The 17,893-nt window shown below is 58.6% G+C and carries 18 protein-coding genes; 16 read left to right on the top strand and 2 right to left on the bottom strand.

Going from position 1 to position 17,893, the window contains the following annotated elements:
• From hpaD to yjiA, 12 genes are all read left to right on the top strand, one after another.
• Positions 1-852, top strand: coding sequence for a 3,4-dihydroxyphenylacetate 2,3-dioxygenase (gene hpaD / locus USH94_RS08945; protein WP_111964117.1), 852 nt, complete (start codon positions 1-3; stop codon positions 850-852).
• A gap of 9 nt (positions 853-861) precedes the next feature.
• Positions 862-1,242, top strand: a complete 381-nt coding sequence (locus USH94_RS08940; protein ID WP_111964118.1) for a 5-carboxymethyl-2-hydroxymuconate Delta-isomerase — start codon at positions 862-864, stop codon at positions 1,240-1,242.
• A 67-nt stretch (positions 1,243-1,309) separates the two neighbouring features.
• Entirely contained in the window at positions 1,310-2,113 is an 804-nt protein-coding gene (gene hpaH / locus USH94_RS08935; protein WP_032660883.1) for a 2-oxo-hept-4-ene-1,7-dioate hydratase, read from the top strand.
• Between the two features lie 9 nt (positions 2,114-2,122).
• A complete protein-coding gene (gene hpaI, locus USH94_RS08930; RefSeq protein WP_111964119.1) occupies positions 2,123-2,920 on the top strand; it encodes a 4-hydroxy-2-oxoheptanedioate aldolase in 798 nt (265 codons plus the stop codon).
• 21 nt (positions 2,921-2,941) lie between these two features.
• Positions 2,942-4,294 carry a 4-hydroxyphenylacetate permease gene (gene hpaX / locus USH94_RS08925; protein ID WP_111964120.1) on the top strand — a complete coding sequence of 451 codons (1,353 nt, stop codon included), beginning with the start codon at positions 2,942-2,944 and terminating at the stop codon, positions 4,292-4,294.
• 9 nt (positions 4,295-4,303) lie between these two features.
• On the top strand, positions 4,304-5,194 hold the full coding sequence (gene hpaA / locus USH94_RS08920; protein ID WP_111964121.1) for a 4-hydroxyphenylacetate catabolism regulatory protein HpaA: 891 nt from the start codon (positions 4,304-4,306) through the stop codon (positions 5,192-5,194).
• A 196-nt stretch (positions 5,195-5,390) separates the two neighbouring features.
• Complete coding sequence (gene hpaB / locus USH94_RS08915; protein WP_045335599.1) at positions 5,391-6,953, top strand: 4-hydroxyphenylacetate 3-monooxygenase, oxygenase component; 1,563 nt, start codon at positions 5,391-5,393, stop codon at positions 6,951-6,953.
• 17 nt (positions 6,954-6,970) lie between these two features.
• Positions 6,971-7,483, top strand: a complete 513-nt coding sequence (locus USH94_RS08910) for a 4-hydroxyphenylacetate 3-monooxygenase reductase subunit (protein WP_111964122.1) — start codon at positions 6,971-6,973, stop codon at positions 7,481-7,483.
• 179 nt (positions 7,484-7,662) lie between these two features.
• Positions 7,663-8,580 (top strand): helix-turn-helix transcriptional regulator, encoded by a 918-nt coding sequence (locus tag USH94_RS08905; protein WP_111964123.1) that lies wholly within the window; start codon positions 7,663-7,665, stop codon positions 8,578-8,580.
• A gap of 191 nt (positions 8,581-8,771) precedes the next feature.
• Positions 8,772-10,925 carry a carbon starvation CstA family protein gene (locus USH94_RS08900; RefSeq protein ID WP_111964124.1) on the top strand — a complete coding sequence of 718 codons (2,154 nt, stop codon included), beginning with the start codon at positions 8,772-8,774 and terminating at the stop codon, positions 10,923-10,925.
• Between the two features lie 99 nt (positions 10,926-11,024).
• Positions 11,025-11,228: a YbdD/YjiX family protein gene (locus USH94_RS08895; protein ID WP_003856610.1), complete on the top strand. Its 204-nt coding sequence runs from the start codon at positions 11,025-11,027 to the stop codon at positions 11,226-11,228.
• A gap of 10 nt (positions 11,229-11,238) precedes the next feature.
• A complete protein-coding gene (gene yjiA, locus USH94_RS08890; RefSeq protein WP_111964125.1) occupies positions 11,239-12,192 on the top strand; it encodes a GTPase in 954 nt (317 codons plus the stop codon).
• 50 nt (positions 12,193-12,242) lie between these two features.
• On the opposite strand, the gene USH94_RS08885 is transcribed toward yjiA, so the two are convergent.
• A complete protein-coding gene (locus USH94_RS08885) occupies positions 12,243-13,601 on the bottom strand; it encodes an esterase-like activity of phytase family protein (RefSeq protein WP_146749029.1) in 1,359 nt (452 codons plus the stop codon).
• A gap of 411 nt (positions 13,602-14,012) precedes the next feature.
• Here USH94_RS08885 and USH94_RS08880 point away from each other — a divergent pair, with 411 nt between their 5' ends.
• Together USH94_RS08880 and USH94_RS08875 are read left to right on the top strand one after the other, a co-directional pair.
• Entirely contained in the window at positions 14,013-14,558 is a 546-nt protein-coding gene (locus USH94_RS08880; RefSeq protein WP_111964127.1) for a YfaZ family outer membrane protein, read from the top strand.
• Positions 14,558-14,878, top strand: a complete 321-nt coding sequence (locus tag USH94_RS08875) for a hypothetical protein (RefSeq protein WP_111964128.1) — start codon at positions 14,558-14,560, stop codon at positions 14,876-14,878. Before USH94_RS08880 ends, USH94_RS08875 begins: the two co-directional genes overlap by 1 nt.
• 44 nt (positions 14,879-14,922) lie before the next feature.
• Here USH94_RS08875 and USH94_RS08870 read toward each other — a convergent pair whose 3' ends face one another.
• Positions 14,923-16,293 carry an NAD-dependent succinate-semialdehyde dehydrogenase gene (locus USH94_RS08870; RefSeq protein ID WP_111964129.1) on the bottom strand — a complete coding sequence of 457 codons (1,371 nt, stop codon included), beginning with the start codon at positions 16,291-16,293 and terminating at the stop codon, positions 14,923-14,925.
• A 151-nt stretch (positions 16,294-16,444) separates the two neighbouring features.
• On the opposite strand from USH94_RS08870, the gene USH94_RS08865 reads away from it, so the two are divergent.
• Complete coding sequence (locus USH94_RS08865; protein ID WP_111964130.1) at positions 16,445-17,188, top strand: helix-turn-helix transcriptional regulator; 744 nt, start codon at positions 16,445-16,447, stop codon at positions 17,186-17,188.
• Positions 17,189-17,236: 48 nt separating this feature from the next.
• On the top strand, positions 17,237-17,890 hold the full coding sequence (locus USH94_RS08860) for a LysE family translocator (protein WP_111964131.1): 654 nt from the start codon (positions 17,237-17,239) through the stop codon (positions 17,888-17,890).
• Positions 17,891-17,893: the final 3 nt, after the last annotated feature.

Genomic DNA, 17,893 nt, shown 5'->3' with positions numbered 1-17,893 from the left:
ATGGGTAAACTAGCGTTAGCGGCAAAAATCACCCACGTGCCGTCGATGTATCTCTCCGAGCTGCCGGGCAAAAACCACGGCTGCCGCCAGGGCGCTATCGATGGGCATAAAGAAATTAGCAAGCGCTGCCGGGAGCTGGGCGTCGATACCATTATCGTCTTCGACACCCACTGGCTGGTGAACAGCGCCTACCACATCAACTGTGCGGACCATTTTTCGGGCGTCTACACCAGCAACGAGCTGCCGCACTTTATCCGCGACATGACCTACGACTACGACGGCAATCCGGAACTCGGCCAGCTCATCGCCGACGAGGCGGTGAAGCTTGGAGTGCGCGCCAAAGCGCACAACATTCCAAGCCTGAAGCTGGAGTACGGCACGCTGGTGCCGATGCGCTACATGAACGCGGATAAGCACTTCAAAGTGATCTCCATCTCGGCGTTTTGCACGGTTCACGACTTCGCCGACAGCCGCAGGCTGGGCGAGGCCATCGTCAGCGCCATCGAAAAATATGACGGCACCGTGGCGGTGCTCGCCAGCGGCTCGCTGTCGCACCGCTTTATCGACGACCAGCGCGCCGAGGAAGGGATAAACAGCTACACCCGCGAGTTCGACCGCCAGATGGACGAACGCGTGGTGAAGCTGTGGCGCGAGGGTCAGTTCAAAGAATTCTGCAGCATGCTGCCGGAGTACGCCGACTACTGCTACGGCGAGGGCAACATGCACGACACGGTGATGCTGCTGGGCATGCTCGGCTGGGACAAATACGACGGCAAGGTGGAGTTTCTCACCGAGCTGTTCGCCAGCTCCGGAACCGGCCAGGTCAACGCCGTTTTCCCGCTGCCCGCCTAAGGAGCCACCATGCCGCACTTTATTGCTGAATGTACCGACAACATCCGCGAGCAGGCCGACCTGCCGGGGCTGTTCGCCAAAGTGAACGAGGCGCTCGCCGCCACGGGCATCTTCCCCATCGGCGGTATCCGCAGCCGCACCCACTGGCTGGACACCTGGCAGATGGCCGACGGCAGGCACGATTACGCCTTTGTGCATATGACGCTGAAAATCGGCGCCGGGCGCAGCCTGGAGAGCCGGGAAGCCGTGGGGGAGATGCTGTTTGGCCTTATCAAAGCGCACTTCGCGGAGCTGATGGCGAGCCGCTACCTGGCGCTGTCGTTCGAGCTTGACGAGCTGCACCCGACCCTTAATTACAAACAGAACAACGTGCACGCGCTGTTTAAGTAATACCGGCACGGTCAGTCCCCTCTCCCACAGGGAGAGGGTGAAAACAAAGATAAAACAGGATATCGCCATGCTCGACAAACATACCCATACTCTGATCGCCCATCGTCTGCATCAGGCGGAACAGTCCCGGGAGCAGATCCGCGCGATCTCGCTGGACTACCCGGAGATTACCATTGAAGACGCCTACGCCGTCCAGCGCGAATGGGTCAGCCTGAAAATCGCCGAAGGCCGCGTGCTGAAGGGCCATAAGATCGGCCTGACCTCCAAAGCGATGCAGGCCAGCTCGCAGATTAGCGAGCCGGACTACGGCGCGCTGCTGGACGACATGTTCTTCCACGACGGCAGCGACATCCCGGTCGACCGCTTCATCGTCCCGCGCATTGAAGTGGAGCTGGCCTTCGTGCTGGCAAAACCGCTGCGCGGCCCGAACTGCACTATCTTCGACGTCTACAACGCCACGGATTACGTCATCCCCGCGCTGGAGCTGATCGACGCCCGCTGCCACAACGTCGACCCGGAGACCCAGCGCCCGCGCAAGGTGTTCGACACCATCTCGGATAACGCCGCCAACGCGGGCGTCATCCTCGGCGGCCGTCCGATTAAGCCCGACGAGCTGGACCTGCGCTGGATCTCCGCCCTGCTCTACCGCAACGGCGTGATCGAAGAGACCGGCGTGGCAGCAGGCGTCCTTAACCACCCGGCCAACGGCGTGGCGTGGCTGGCGAACAAGCTGGCGCCGTACGACGTGCAGCTTGAGCCGGGGCAAATCATCCTCGGCGGCTCGTTTACCCGCCCGGTGCCCGCCAGCAGAGGCGACACCTTCCACGTCGACTATGGCAGCATGGGCTCCATCAGCTGCCGTTTTGTCTAGGAGATAGCCATGCAAAACGCATTCAAAGCGGCGCTGAAAGCAGGCCGTCCGCAAATCGGGCTATGGCTGGGGCTGACCAGCAGCTACAGCGCCGAGCTGCTGGCGGGGGCAGGCTTCGACTGGCTGCTGATCGACGGCGAGCACGCGCCGAACAGCGTGCAGACTGTCTTAACCCAGCTGCAGGCCATCGCGCCCTATCCCAGCCAGCCGGTGGTGCGCCCGTCGTGGAACGACCCGGTGCAGATCAAACAGCTGCTTGACGTGGGCGCGCAAACCCTGCTGGTGCCGATGGTGCAAAACGCCGACGAAGCGCGGCTGGCGGTACGTGCCACCCGCTACCCGCCTGCAGGCATTCGCGGGGTGGGCAGCGCACTGGCGCGCGCCTCGCGCTGGAACCGAATCCCGGATTATCTGCAGCAGGCCAACGACGCCATATGCGTGCTGGTGCAGATTGAAACCCGCGAGGCGCTGAAAAACCTGCCGCAAATCCTGGACGTGGAAGGCGTCGACGGCGTGTTTATCGGCCCGGCGGATCTTAGCGCAGACATGGGCTTTGCCGGCAATCCGCAGCACCCGGAAGTGCAGGCCGCCATCGAGCAGGCGATCGCACAGATACGCGCTGCCGGTAAAGCCCCCGGCATCCTGATGGCGAACGAGCAGCTGGCAAAACGCTATCTTGAACTCGGCGCGCTGTTTGTTGCCGTCGGCGTCGACACCACTCTGCTCGCCCGCGGCGCGGAAGCGCTGGCGGCACGTTTTATCGAAAAACCGGTTACGTCAGTTAATAACAATAAATCCGTCTACTAAACGTAAGATCTGGAGCGCACCATGACGACCTCTACCCTGCAAACCCATGATAATAAAGCTGTTGAACATCGCGTCATTCACAAGCTGTTCCGTCGCCTGATCGTTTTTCTTTTTATCCTGTTTGTCTTCTCGTTTCTCGATCGCATCAACATCGGCTTCGCCGGGCTAACGATGGGTAAAGATCTTGGCCTCACGTCAACCATGTTTGGCCTGGCCGCGACGCTGTTTTACGTCACCTACGTGCTGTGCGGCATTCCGAGCAACATCATGCTGGCGAAGATCGGCGCACGCCGCTGGATCGCCGGGATCATGGTGGTGTGGGGTATTGCCTCCACCTGCACCATGTTCGCCACCAGCCCCGAAACCCTCTACGTCCTGCGCATGCTGGTGGGCATTGCCGAAGCGGGTTTCCTGCCGGGGATTCTGGTCTATCTCACCTGGTGGTTTCCGGCCTATCACCGCGCCCGCGCCAACGCGCTGTTTATGATCGCCATGCCGGTAACCATGATGCTCGGCTCGATCCTCTCCGGTTACATTCTGGCGATGGACGGGCTGTGGAACCTCAAGGGCTGGCAGTGGCTGTTCCTGCTGGAGGGGCTCCCATCAGTGGTGCTCGGCGTGGTGACCTGGTTTTACCTCAACGACACGCCGGACCAGGCCACCTGGCTGGATGAGGACGAAAAGCAGGCGCTGAAAACGATGATCGCCCGCGAGCAGGAGGTCGCGATTGCCCAATCCGTCACGCCGCGTTCCACGCTGCGCGAGGTGCTCACGCCCGCCGTGCTGCTCTACACGCTGGCCTACTTCTGCCTGACCAATACGCTGAGTGCGATCAACATCTGGACGCCGCAGATCCTGCAAAGCTTTAACACGGGAAGCAGCAACATCGTCATCGGTCTGCTGGCGGCGATCCCGCAGTTCTGCACCATCCTCGGGATGATCTGGTGGAGCCGCCGCTCCGACAGGCTGAAAGAGCGAAAAAAGCACACCATCCTGCCGTACCTGTTCGCCGCGGCGGGATGGATGCTAGCCTCCGCGACGGATCACAGCCTGATCCAGCTGCTTGGCATCATCATGGCCTCAACCGGATCGTTTACCGCCATGGCGATATTCTGGACCACGCCGGATCGGGTTATTAGCCTGCAGTCCCGCGCGGTGGCGCTCGCGGTGATCAACGCCATCGGCAACGTCGGCTCCGCCGTCAGCCCGCTGCTGATTGGGATCCTGCGCGACGCGACCGGCAGCTTTAGCTCGGGGCTGTGGTTTGTGGCCGGGCTGCTGGTGGTCGGCGCGCTGGTGCTGACGCGCATCCCGATGACGCAGCGCGAAAGCCTTGAACGCGAGCCGGGCATCGCGGCGCAGAAGATCCACTAGGAAGCCGCTATGTGCCAGAGCCCCATTACCAACATCGATATCAGCAAGGAGTACGACGAAAGTCTGGGCACCGACGATGTGCACTACCAGTCGTTCGCCCGCATGGCGGCCTTTTTTGGCCGCGACATGCAGGCGCACCGTCACGACCAGTACTTTCAGATGCACTTTCTCGATACCGGACAGATTGAGCTCCAGCTCGACGATCATCGCTACTCGGTGCAGGCCCCGCTGTTCGTCCTCACGCCGCCGTCGGTACCGCACGCGTTTATCACCGAATCCGACAGCGACGGTCACGTGCTGACGGTGCGCGAGGATCTGATCTGGCCGCTGCTGGAGGTGCTCTACCCCGGCACGCGGGAGGCGTTTGGCCTCCCGGGGATCTGCCTCTCGCTGGCGGATAAGCCGGACGAGCTGGCGGCGCTGAAGCACTACTGGCAGCTGATTGCCCGGGAATCCACGGAGCAGCTGCCCGGGCGCGAGCATACCCTGGTCCTGCTGGCGCAGGCGGTATTTACCCTGCTGCTGCGCAACGCGAAGCTCGACGACCACGCCTCGGGCGGCATGCGCGGCGAGCTGAAGCTGTTCCAGCGCTTTACCCAGCTGATCGACACCCACTACCACCAGCACTGGACGGTGCCGGAATACGCCAGCGAGCTGCACCTGACCGAATCGCGCCTGACCGATATCTGCCGCCGCTTCGCCAACCGCCCGCCAAAACGGCTGATCTTCGACCGCCAGCTGCGGGAGGCCAGGCGCCTGCTGCTCTTCTCCGACAGCACCGTCAGCGAGATTGCCTGGCAGCTGGGGTTCAAAGATCCGGCCTATTTCGCCCGCTTTTTTAACCGCTTAGTGGGATGCTCGCCCAGCGCGTATCGGGCGCAGAAAGTACCGGTTTCCTGAACGCATCACGGTTCGTAGGGCGGGTAAACGTAGCGCCACCCGCCGAAAAGCCGCACAGATCACAAAACCACATCCCACCCGAAAAGTACCCGTCGTTGTCCCAATCGTCCCTTCACGTTACGCCCCTCTCAGGCTTCAATTAAACAACAAAAACAAAACATAAATTTAACAACACAATTCCGATACGAGGTTCCCTATGAAGCCTGAAGAGTTCCGCGCAGACGCCAAACGCCCGTTAACCGGTGAAGAGTATTTAAAAAGCCTGCAGGACGGTCGTGAGATTTATATCTACGGCGAGCGCGTCAAAGACGTCACCACCCATCCGGCGTTTCGCAATGCGGCGGCCTCCATCGCGCAGATGTACGACGCGCTGCACAAGCCGGACATGCAGGACACGCTGTGCTGGGGCACCGACACCGGCAGCGGCGGCTATACCCACAAGTTCTTCCGCGTGGCGAAAAGCGCCGACGACCTGCGCCAGCAGCGCGACGCCATCGCCGAGTGGTCGCGCCTTAGCTACGGCTGGATGGGCCGCACGCCGGACTACAAGGCCGCGTTCGGCTGCGCGCTCGGCGCCAACCCGGCCTTCTACGGCCAGTTCGAGCAGAACGCCCGCAGCTGGTACACCCGCATTCAGGAAACCGGCCTGTACTTCAACCACGCCATCGTTAACCCGCCGATCGACCGCCACAAGCCGGCGGACGAGGTGAAAGACGTCTACATCAAGCTGGAGAAAGAGACCGACGCCGGGATTATCGTCAGCGGCGCGAAAGTGGTAGCCACCAACTCGGCGCTGACCCACTACAACATGATCGGCTTCGGCTCCGCGCAGGTGATGGGCGAAAACCCTGACTTCGCGCTGATGTTCGTCGCGCCGATGGATGCCGAGGGCGTGAAGCTGATCTCCCGCGCCTCTTACGAGATGGTGGCAGGCGCGACCGGCTCCCCTTACGACTACCCGCTCTCCAGCCGCTTTGACGAGAACGACGCGATCCTGGTGATGGATCACGTGCTTATCCCGTGGGAAAACGTACTGATCTACCGCGATTTCGACCGCTGCCGTCGCTGGACGATGGAAGGCGGTTTCGCCCGCATGTACCCGCTGCAGGCCTGCGTGCGTCTGGCGGTAAAACTCGACTTCATCACCGCCCTGCTGAAGAAATCCCTGGAGTGCACCGGTACCCTGGAGTTCCGCGGCGTGCAGGCAGATCTCGGCGAAGTGGTGGCCTGGCGCAACATGTTCTGGGCGCTGAGCGACTCCATGTGTTCCGAAGCCACCCCGTGGGTCAACGGCGCGTATCTGCCGGATCACGCCGCGCTGCAAACCTACCGCGTGATGGCGCCGATGGCCTACGCCAAAATCAAGAACATCATCGAGCGTAACGTGACGTCCGGCCTGATTTACCTGCCGTCCAGCGCCCGGGATCTGAACAATCCGCAGATCGACCAGTATCTGGCGAAATACGTGCGCGGCTCCAACGGCATGGATCACGTTGAACGTATCAAGATTTTGAAACTGATGTGGGACGCCATCGGCAGCGAGTTCGGCGGTCGTCACGAGCTGTACGAAATTAACTACTCCGGCAGCCAGGATGAAATTCGCCTGCAGTGTCTGCGCCAGGCGCAGAGCTCCGGCAACATGGACAAGATGATGGCGATGGTCGACCGCTGCATGTCCGAATACGACCAGCACGGCTGGACCGTACCGCACCTGCACAACAACAGCGATATCAACATGCTCGACAAGCTGCTGAAATAGCGCAGCGGGAGGTTGCAATGCATTCAGATGAACAACGCCTGCGTTTTCGCGACGCAATGAGTAGCCTGTCGGCGGCGGTAAACGTGGTCACCACCGAGGGTGAGGCGGGCCGCTGCGGCATTACCGCCACCGCCGTCTGTTCGGTCACAGACACCCCGCCGTCAGTGATGGTGTGCATCAACGCCAACAGCGCCATGAACCCGGTATTCCAGGGCAACGGCAGGCTGTGCGTTAACGTGCTGAACCACGAGCAGGAGATCATGGCTCGCCATTTCGCCGGGATGACCGGTATGACGATGGAAGAGCGCTTTGCACTCTCCTGCTGGCAGAAAGGGCCGCTGGCGCAGCCTGTGCTCAAGGGTGCGCTCGCCAGCCTTGAAGGTGAGATTAGCCAGGTGCAAACCATCGGCACGCATCTTGTCTACCTTGTTGAAGTTAAAAACATTATCCTGAGTGACGCGGGACACGGCCTGATCTACTTCAGGCGCCGTTTCCACCCGGTCATGCTGGAGGCAGAAGCCGCCTTGTGATGCCCCCTCGCGCTGGCCTTTTTTTCCGGCCAGCGCCGCTTTCTACAAAAACTCCTAAGGTTTCCCCTAAAACACGCCGTTATATAGCCATAAGAGAAATTTTCTGTGACTGAATACTGACACTACCTGTCAGTGCATCCGCATCATTCAGCGCATACCTAAATATACAGGATGACCTTATGGCTAAAACGACGCGTAGCCGCTCGGCTGAACGTCTGGTCGATATTCTGGTTGAGCTACATTTAAACGGTGTGGTAAACCGCAGTGCGCTAATGGAGAAATTTAAAATTACCGAGCGTACCGTCTACCGGGATTTAAATGCCCTCTCTCCCATTGTTGAACATTTCGGTAACGGGCTATATCGGCTGATCCATTCTGCACAATCGCCCGGCGGACAAGGCTTACATCACACCCTTGCTAACTTCCTGAATGCTGACAGCTTTTTCCCTGAAAGAAATACGGAATTCTGGCAGAAGCTTGAAACGCGCGTTGACGAAAACCATATTCTTATTCTTGGCAATGAAGCAGAACACACGGTAGAGCGTGATATTCGCCGTCATTTAACGAAAATCGAGAAATCGATTAAAAACCATAATGTTTGTCAGATCGTTTATAAGGGTAAAACCCGTCTGATTAATCCCTATAAACTCATTAACAAAAAAAATATATGGTATTTACAAGCCACCGAAAATAGCCGCCTGAAATCCTTCTCTTTGAGCCAGATTAGCTGGTTTGATATTCAGAAAACGACCTTCACTCCTGAAGAAAATGTCCTTGAGCTGCTGGAGAAAAGCCTCGACCCCTGGGTATCTGAAGATACTTTCGCAGTGAAAATATTTATTAAAGATAATATTTCACATTACTTCCTGCGCCGCGATCTTCTGCCGGAACAGGAGCTGCTGGAGGAGCAACAGGGCGGCGTCACGCTGCGCTGCCAGGCGGCCCACGAGAACCAGATCCTGCCGCTGCTGTTCTACTGGCTCCCCCATATTCAGATACTGGAACCGAGCTGGCTGAAGGAGAAGCTCATCAGGACGCTGGAAAGCTATCTGGCCGTGGAGCGTACCCCGAATAATCAAGTGATCTCAATCACATAATTTCGCCCACTGGCGGCGAGCCGAAACCGCTCGTCGCCTCCTTTGACCGCTCACCCGGCACTTTCAACCACTCATTCACTTACCGTCCTTTACGCGCGCGTTGATCTGGCACGATCGCTCCAGCATTAATCAATACCTCCTCACAACGAACCCTGACCCTTTTTTCTTTACATAAAAAACCAGGTCTTACTATGGATACTAAAAAACTACTGAAGCACGTGCCCTGGGCCTTACTCGGGATCCTCGGCGCTTTTTGTCTGGCGGTTGTCGCATTACGCCGGGGCGAACACGTAAGCGCCCTGTGGATCGTGGTCGCGTCCGTTTCCGTCTATCTTGTGGCTTATCGCTACTACAGCTTATACATCGCGCAGAAGGTCATGAAGCTCGACCCGACGCGCGCCACGCCGGCGGTCATTAACAATGACGGCCTGAACTACGTGCCAACCAACCGCTACGTGCTGTTTGGTCACCACTTTGCCGCTATCGCCGGGGCAGGCCCGCTGGTCGGCCCGGTACTGGCCGCGCAGATGGGCTACCTGCCGGGTACGCTCTGGCTGCTCGCTGGCGTGGTGCTGGCGGGTGCGGTGCAGGACTTTATGGTGCTGTTTATCTCTTCTCGCCGTAACGGCGCCTCTCTGGGTGAGATGGTCAAAGAAGAGATGGGCCGCGTGCCGGGGACTATCGCCCTCTTTGGCTGCTTCCTGATTATGATCATCATCCTCGCGGTGCTGGCCCTGATCGTGGTGAAAGCGCTGGCCGAAAGCCCGTGGGGCGTCTTCACCGTCTGCTCTACCGTACCGATTGCGCTGTTCATGGGGATCTACATGCGATTCCTGCGTCCGGGCCGCGTGGGTGAGGTGTCGGTGATTGGTATCGTGCTGCTGGTGGCCTCCATCTACTTCGGCGGCGTGATTGCGCACGACCCTTACTGGGGCCCGGCGCTGACCTTCAAGGACACCACCATCACCTTCGCGCTGATTGGCTATGCGTTTATCTCCGCACTGCTGCCGGTCTGGCTGATTCTGGCCCCGCGCGACTACCTGGCGACCTTCCTGAAAATCGGCGTGATCGTCGGGCTGGCAATCGGGATTGTGATCATCAACCCTGAACTGAAAATGCCGGCGGTGACCCAGTACATCGACGGTACCGGTCCGCTGTGGAAAGGCGCCCTGTTCCCGTTCCTGTTCATCACCATCGCCTGCGGTGCGGTCTCCGGCTTCCACGCCCTGATCTCCTCCGGTACCACGCCTAAGCTGCTGGCAAACGAGAAAGACGCACGCCTCATCGGCTACGGCGCCATGCTGATGGAGTCCTTCGTGGCGATCATGGCGCTGGTTGCCGCGTCTATCATCGAACCGGGTCTGTACTTCGCGATGAACACCCCTCCGGCGGGTCTCGGTATTACCATGCCGAACCTGCACGAGATGGGCGGCGACAACGCGGCGCTGATTATGGCGCAGCTGAAAGACGCCAGCGCACACGCGGCGGCGACCGTCAGCTCCTGGGGCTTCGTGATATCGCCTGAGCAGATCATGCAGACGGCGAAAGACATCGGCGAACCGTCCGTGCTGAACCGCGCCGGTGGCGCACCGACGCTGGCTGTCGGTATCGCACACGTGTTCCACAAAGTGCTGCCGTGGGCGGACATGGGCTTCTGGTACCACTTCGGTATTCTGTTCGAAGCGCTGTTCATCCTCACCGCGCTGGACGCCGGTACCCGTGCGGGCCGCTTCATGCTGCAGGATCTGCTGGGTAACTTCGTGCCGTTCCTGAAGAAAACCGACTCTCTGGTAGCGGGCATTCTGGGTACGGCGGGCTGCGTCGGCCTGTGGGGCTACCTGCTGTATCAGGGCGTTGTCGACCCGCTCGGCGGCGTGAAGAGCCTGTGGCCGCTGTTCGGTATCTCTAACCAGATGCTGGCGGCTGTAGCTCTGGTGCTCGGTACCGTTGTCCTCGTGAAGATGAAACGCACCAAATACATCTGGGTCACCGTAGTCCCTGCGCTGTGGCTGCTGCTCTGCACCACCTGGGCGCTTGGCCTGAAGCTGTTCAGCGCCAACCCGCAGCTGGAAGGCTTCTTCTTCATGGCTAACCAGTACAAAGAGAAGATTGCCGCTGGCGGCGCAGATCTGACCGCCCAGCAGATTGCCAACATGAACCATATCGTGGTGAACAACTACACCAACGCGGGTCTGAGCATTCTGTTCCTGGTGGTGGTGTACAGCATCATCTTCTACGGCATCAAAACCTGGCTGAAAGTGCGTAACGCCGACGGCCGTACGGACAAAGAAACCCCTTACGTGCCGGTGCCTGAAGGCGGCGTGAAGACCTCTTCACACCATTAATCCGCAATCCTCACCCTCTCCCTTGGGAGAGGGCTGGGGTGAGGGAAACACAAGCCCAGCGGACTCACATCGCCGGGCTTTTTCTGTCTGGAACCCACAATGTTTGGTAACTTAGGCGAAGCAAAAAAATACCTCGGTCAGGCGGCGAAAATGCTGATTGGCATTCCGGACTATGACAACTACGTTGAGCATATGAAGACCAACCACCCGGATAAGCCGTACATGACCTACACTGAATTCTTCCGCGAGCGTCAGGAAGCGCGCTACGGCGGAAGTGGAGAAGGCGGCGTCCGCTGCTGCTAAAGGAGAGACCATGACCCCGATTGCCGTTACCCTGCTGACCGGTTTCCTCGGCGCCGGTAAAACCACCCTGCTGCGCCACATACTGAACGAGCAGCACGGCTTCAAAATCGCCGTCATCGAAAACGAATTTGGCGAAGTCTCCGTAGACGACCAGCTGATTGGCGATCGCGCCACGCAGATCAAAACCCTGACCAACGGCTGCATCTGCTGCACCCGCTCTAACGAATTAGAAGATGCCCTGCTGGACCTGCTCGACAGCCGCGATCGCGGGGAAATCGACTTTGACCGCCTGGTGATCGAGTGCACCGGCATGGCCGATCCCGGCCCGATTATTCAGACCTTTTTTTCCCACGAGATCCTCTGCCAGCGCTATCTGCTGGACGGCGTGATTGCCCTGGTTGATGCGGTCCACGCCGACGAACAGATGAACCAGTTCACCATCGCCCAGTCTCAGGTGGGCTACGCCGACCGCATCCTGCTGACCAAAACCGACGTGGCGGGCGAAAGCGAAAAGCTTCGCGAGCGCCTGACCCGCATTAACTCCCGCGCGCCGATTTTCACGGTGACGCACGGCGATATCGACCTGTCCCAGCTGTTCAACACCAACGGCTTTATGCTGGAGGAGAACGTCACCGCGAAACCGCGCTTCCACTTTATGGGAGACAAGCAAAACGACGTGGCGTCGATTGTGGTGGAGCTGGATTATCCGGTGGATATCAGCGAGGTCTCCCGCGTGATGGAGAACCTGCTGCTGTCGTTTGCCGACAGGCTGCTGCGCTACAAAGGAATGCTGTGGATTGACGGCGAACCCAACCGCCTGCTGTTCCAGGGCGTGCAGCGCCTGTACAGCGCCGACTGGGACCGACCGTGGGGCGATGAAGCGCCGCACAGCGTGATGGTGTTTATTGGCATCCAGCTGCCGGAGGAAGAAATTCGGGCGGCGTTTGCGGGGCTGAAGAAATAACCGCACCGAACATCCCCTCTCCCCTATGGGGAGAGGGGTAAGCCCTGGTATTATTTCACCGCCTCCGGCAGCGTCACAATCCACAGCTCGCTGTCCGACTCCGGCTTCTTCAGCGGCTTCACGCTGAGCGTGGTTTCCACCGGTTTATCATCCAGCGTCAGCTTGCCTTCCGCGTTCACCCTATAATCCTTGAGCTTCTTGCCCTCGACCGGGTTTTGCATCGCTACCTTTACGCCAAAGTCGTTATCGTTCGCCACCGCAAGCGTTTTGCTGTCGATCAGCGCCAGCCCTTCGGCCTTCTCCTGCTGCCAGCCCAACGCGCGCAAATCGACGACCTGCGTTTTAGCCGCAAGGGTAATGCCGCGCTGCGCCAGGGTTTTCTCATCATCAAACTCAGGGTACTCGCCCGGCTTGTCGAAGGCGGAAAGGTCGCTCGCCTTGCTGAGATCCACCTTGTAAATCAGGTTACGCATTCCGTCGTTTTTATCGCTTCCCTGCTCAATCAGCAGGATGTGCTGGTCATCAAGCGCCACGATATCGCCGATTTTGGCGTCGCTGTTTTTGTCGTAGGCCGCGCTGTCGATGGGGTAACCGTACATTGCGGTTTTGCCGGTTGCCGGATCGAAGCTCACCAGACGCGTAAACAGCGCCTGCTTTTTGCTCTTACCGTCGATATCCAGCGTGCTCTGCACCGCGGCGATAATGCGTCCGTCCGGCATCCGGGTCAGGCCTTCAAAGCCCCGGTTGGGCTGGCGCCATTTGATGATGTTTGGCAGACCGCCCGCGATGGATTTCTCCCCTTCCGCGGCCTGCGGCCCGTGGATCGCGAGGATCTTGCCTTTGCTGTCGACGTTAATCAGGAACGGACCATATTCGTCGCACAGCCAGTAGCCGCCTTTGCCGTCCGGCGTGATGCCTTCCGTATCCAGTCCGCGGTTGTCACCCCTGAGCGTCTTTAAGGTGTCGCTGAACGCCACTTCATTGGTGGAGCCAATCACGCCGCTTTGCAGCGGCAGACCGTTAATCTCGCCTTTATCATCATGCAGCGGGCGGGCATCAACCGCCTCCGCTTTGCCGTTCTGGACGCGGATGGTCATCAGCAGCGGCGCGAAATCAGGCGTGACAAATATTTTGGCTTCGTTTTTACCCATTTTTGGCGCATCGGCGTTGGGACCGCGATCGGTCACGGTCGCAAAGGTCAGGGCATCGCCCTGCTTGCCCGTAAACAGCAGGCCGGAGCCAATGCCCACCGGGAGCCCGTTCGGAAACGCATCGGCAAACGCGCCGCTGTACTTCACATGTGAGCCGTCAGGGAAGCTGACGACATAGCGCTCAGCAGTGGGCTGCGCCGCCAGGCCAGAGAAAGAGAGCGCACAGCCGATTAGCACAGGAATAATTTTTCTTTTCATATTGTTAGCATCCAGTTAGTGAAGCCAACAACGTAAAGAATAAACGTGTCAGAAAAATGACATGGAAGGGAAACCGGCCTGCGCGATTGAACGTATATTCATCGCTCGAAATGTAAGGCTTTGTTGTTTTGTGTGACAGGCGAAACATTTTTGGAAATTATTAGAAACCCAATTAATTCATCTCAAATCACTATCCCCGCCTCGTTCAGTTTATGTTTAGTCAAAAAACTAAACGGTTCCTAAACGCTAAAAACATCCCCTGTTGACACCCCGACAATCAAACATCATTGCAACAACTTCAATAAAAAAGTTAACAATATCAGTATAAAACCGCGATTTATATCACATTTGCAGTCATTAACATCGCTTGTTAAGGTGCGCCCAGATGAATTTAATGACGAGGCATAAAACATGAAAAAACTGAATATCCTTCTTCTTTCTGCTCTGGCTGCCGTATCGGGTTCCGCACTGGCGATGGGCGGCACCGTTGAGCAGGGTAAAAACTTTACCAACCTCAATCTGGAAATGGGGAAATCCTCATCCGGTGTTTATCTGGAAAGTAACTGGCTGAAAAACACCGATGACGGTACCCAGACCGGCGGCGTGGGCGCAGGCTACAACCTGGATCTTGGCCCGGTCATGCTGAACGCGGGCGCAAAAGCCATCTACCTCGGCCCGAAAAAAGGCGATAACGGCGTGGCGTTCCCGATTGGCGGCGGCGTAAACGTTGCCCTGACCGACAGCATCCACGTGTACGGTGAAGGCTATGTGGCGCCTGAAGGGCTGAACAACAGCGTGAAAAACTACGTCGAAGCCAACGGCGGCGTAAGCTGGACGCCGATCGCGCCAGTGACGCTGAAAGTGGGCTATCGCCACGTGAGCGTGGACGGCAAAGACGGTCGTCCGAACCACACGCTGATTGACGGCGCATATGTAGGCGGTGGAGTCACCTTCTGATGAAACACCGCATGACCGCGCTTTGCGTTCTGAGCCTAACGCTGATGCTCACCGGTTGCGTCCAGTACAAATGGGTGAAACCGGGCGTCAGCGATACGGAAATGAATAAAAAGCTCACGGAATGCGAAGCGCAGGCGCTGATCGATCTGCCCCCGGATAACGTCGTGACCGGTTCGAGCTCGGAAAAAACGGACAAAAAGAACAAGAAAAAGGATATTTCCACGAGCTACACGGTTGAAGACGCGAATGAATATCGCCGGGATACGCTGGTTGACAGCTGCATGTTTAAAAGCGGCTGGGACAAGATCGAAGTGCAATAATCCCCTTAAAAAAACCTGCCGGCTGGCAGGTTTTTTATTACCTCTTACTGACGCACCACCACCAGCTTCTGGTTCACAAACTCTTTGATCCCCAGATCCGACAGCTCGCGTCCGTAGCCGGAGCGCTTCACGCCGCCGAATGGCAGCTCTGGCGCGGTATCGGTAAGCCAGTTGATGTACACCATCCCGGTCTCGATCCGCGACGCCATCTTCTTCGCGCGCTCGATATCCTGGCTGAATACCGCCCCGCCCAGGCCGTAGTGGGAGTCGTTCGCCAGCGCGACCGCCTCGTCGTCGTTTTTCACCACGTACATCTGCGCTACCGGGCCGAAGAACTCTTCGAAATACGCCGGGTTGTCGCGCGAGATATTCGTCAGGATAGTCGGCTCGAAGAAGCTCCCGTCGCGCTGCACCGGCTTGCCGCCATAGTGCAGCGTCGCGCCGTTTTTCACCGCCTCGTTAACCTGTTTGGTCAACGTTTCCAGAGCATCTTTCGACGACAGCGGCCCCAGCGTGGTGCTTTCGTCCAGCGGATCGCCAATCTTCACCTGCTTAAACGCCTCGGTGAATTTGCTCAGGAAGGCGTCGGCGATCTTTTCATGCAGGATAAAGCGCTTCGCCGCGGTACAGACCTGCCCGGCGTTGTTGAGCCGCGCATTCACGCCAGTCTTGACGGCTTTGTCCAGGTCCGCATCGTCCAGCACCACGAATACGTCGTTACCGCCCAGCTCAAGCGTGGATTTCTTGATGTGCTTCGCCGCCTGCGCGGCCACCACACTGCCGGCTTTTTCAGAGCCGGTTAATGCGGCGCCCTGCACGCGATCGTCGGCAATGATGTTCGCCACCTGCTCGGACGAAATAAACAGGTTAGTCCATGCGCCTTCCGGCGCGCCCGCCTCGCGAACCAGATGGGCAAAGGCTTCGGCGCAGTGCGGCACAATGCTGGCATGTTTGGCGATGACGGGGTTACCCGCCGCCAGGTTTGGCGCCAGAACGCGCATCAGCTGGTAATACGGGAAGTTCCACGGCTCAACGGCCATCAGCACGCCGATGGGATGATGCTCCACCCATGCTTCCCCGAGTTCGGATTGATACTTCACCGGGGCCAGAAACTGCTTCGCGTTGTCGGCGTAGTAGCGGGCGATCTGCGCGCACAGCTTCACCTCGCCGCGGCTCTGTTCGATGAGCTTACCCATCTCCTGGCTGGCGATTTTCGCCAGTTCCTCGGTACGCTCGTCGATCAGGTCGGCAAGCTTATGCAGCACCGGCAGGCGCTGGCTGATGTCGCCTTTCGCCCAGTCCGAATGATAAAGCGCATCGGCCGCCTTCAGCGCCGCTTCGATATCCGCGTCGGTATGCGAGGGGTATTCTTTGATGAGCTGGTTAGTGGCAGGGTTTACTGTCTGATAAGCCATGTCGAATCTCCTTGTTTTACCGCTTAGGGTATTAAGGGTAGTCAACATGACTGGCCGTGGGCGTAAAGTTGGGTATATCCGGAAGGTTCTTAATGAAGCGCTGCCAGACGGTTCGCTGACGTGGTATAAAAAATGTCCAGAAGGAGTACTTATGACCGATACCCGACACATCCGGCAGACTTTTCACCGCGCCTCAGGCCTTGAGCTGCGCAGCACGTGGCGGAGCACGCAGGCGTATAAACGCCATAGTCACCCTCAGCTCTCTATCGGCGCGATTATGGAAGGCCAGACCTGCTGCGTGTGCCATGACAGAGAATACATCCTTAACCCCGGGGACCTCATTGTGATCCCGGCCTCTGCGCCGCACAGCTGCAACCCCGTCGCCGGGCAACCGCGCAGCTACCATATGCTCTATATCGACACCGATCTTCCTCTGGCGCTCCAGGTGATTCGCGACCCTACGCTCATTAAGCGCTACCTTGATATTGTTGAGACGATGTCGCCTGCATCCGTGGATACGCTGCTTTCAGCCCTTCCCCGATGCGAGGAAAACGCAGATGCGCTTCGCTCAACCAGCCAGCACGTGCGGCTGGCGTTTCTTGCCGACCTGGCCGCACCGCCTTCCCTCGATGAACTTGCCCAGCGATTCTCGCTGCGCAAGGAGACGCTGATCCGCACCTTCCGGCAGGATACCGGCCTGACGCCGGGCAGCTTCCTCAACATCTCCCGCGTGGAGTTCGCCAAAGCGCGGCTACGTGCCGGGGACGACATCGCCGACGTTGGCTACCAGAGCGGCTTTGCCGATCAGAGCCATTTTCATAAGATCTTCGTCAGCTATACCGCCGCCACGCCGCGCCAGTACGCTACGGGCCGATCAATATCCGACAATAAATAGCGTTTGCAGCGCCGTAGTCTGACCGCAGATTTTTAAACTGAGGTTGCTATGGAACTGTTCTTCCCTTCCGCTTTTCTCGCCCTGGCGCTGGCGCACTTTGTCGCCCTGCTAAGCCCGGGCCCGGATTTCTTCCTGCTGGTGGGCTACGCCGCGCGCTACCGGCTTCGCGGCAGCGCCGGAGTGTGCGTCGGCATCGCCGCGGGCAACGGGCTGTATATCTTACTGGTGATTATCGGCTGGAGCGCGCTGCGCCAGTTTGCCTGGCTGTTTACGCTTATCGAGCTTTGCGGGGCGCTGTACCTGCTGTGGATAGGTTGGCATCTGGTGCGCAGCCAACCGCAGGCGCTTGCATTGAATGAAACCCGTCAGCATCGCCCCTCGCTGCGCAAGCAGATCCTGCTGGGGCTCGGCTCGGCGCTGCTTAATCCGAAGAACGCGCTGTTCTATCTGGCCCTGATGACGGCGCTACTGGGGCCGGACGTCACGCTGCTTCAGCAGGCGACCTGCGGCATCTGGATGGTAATGGTGGTGCTGGCGTGGGATCTGGCGCTGGTGTCGCTGATGGGGCTATCGGCGATTCAGCAGAAGCTTAGCCGTTCTCTGTGGTGGATTGAGCGCACGGCGGGGGCAGTGCTGATGGGGTTTGGCGGGTGGGTGCTGTGGCGGTTTTTGCACTTTCCCCCCGCTTACCTCTATCCTTAACCC

Origin of the sequence: Enterobacter sp. 148H3, from assembly GCF_034107425.1 — a bacterium.
Classification (GTDB): domain Bacteria; phylum Pseudomonadota; class Gammaproteobacteria; order Enterobacterales; family Enterobacteriaceae; genus Enterobacter; species Enterobacter vonholyi.
Note: the sequence above shows the minus strand (reverse complement) of the source record. Positions and strands in the feature narration are given on the sequence as shown.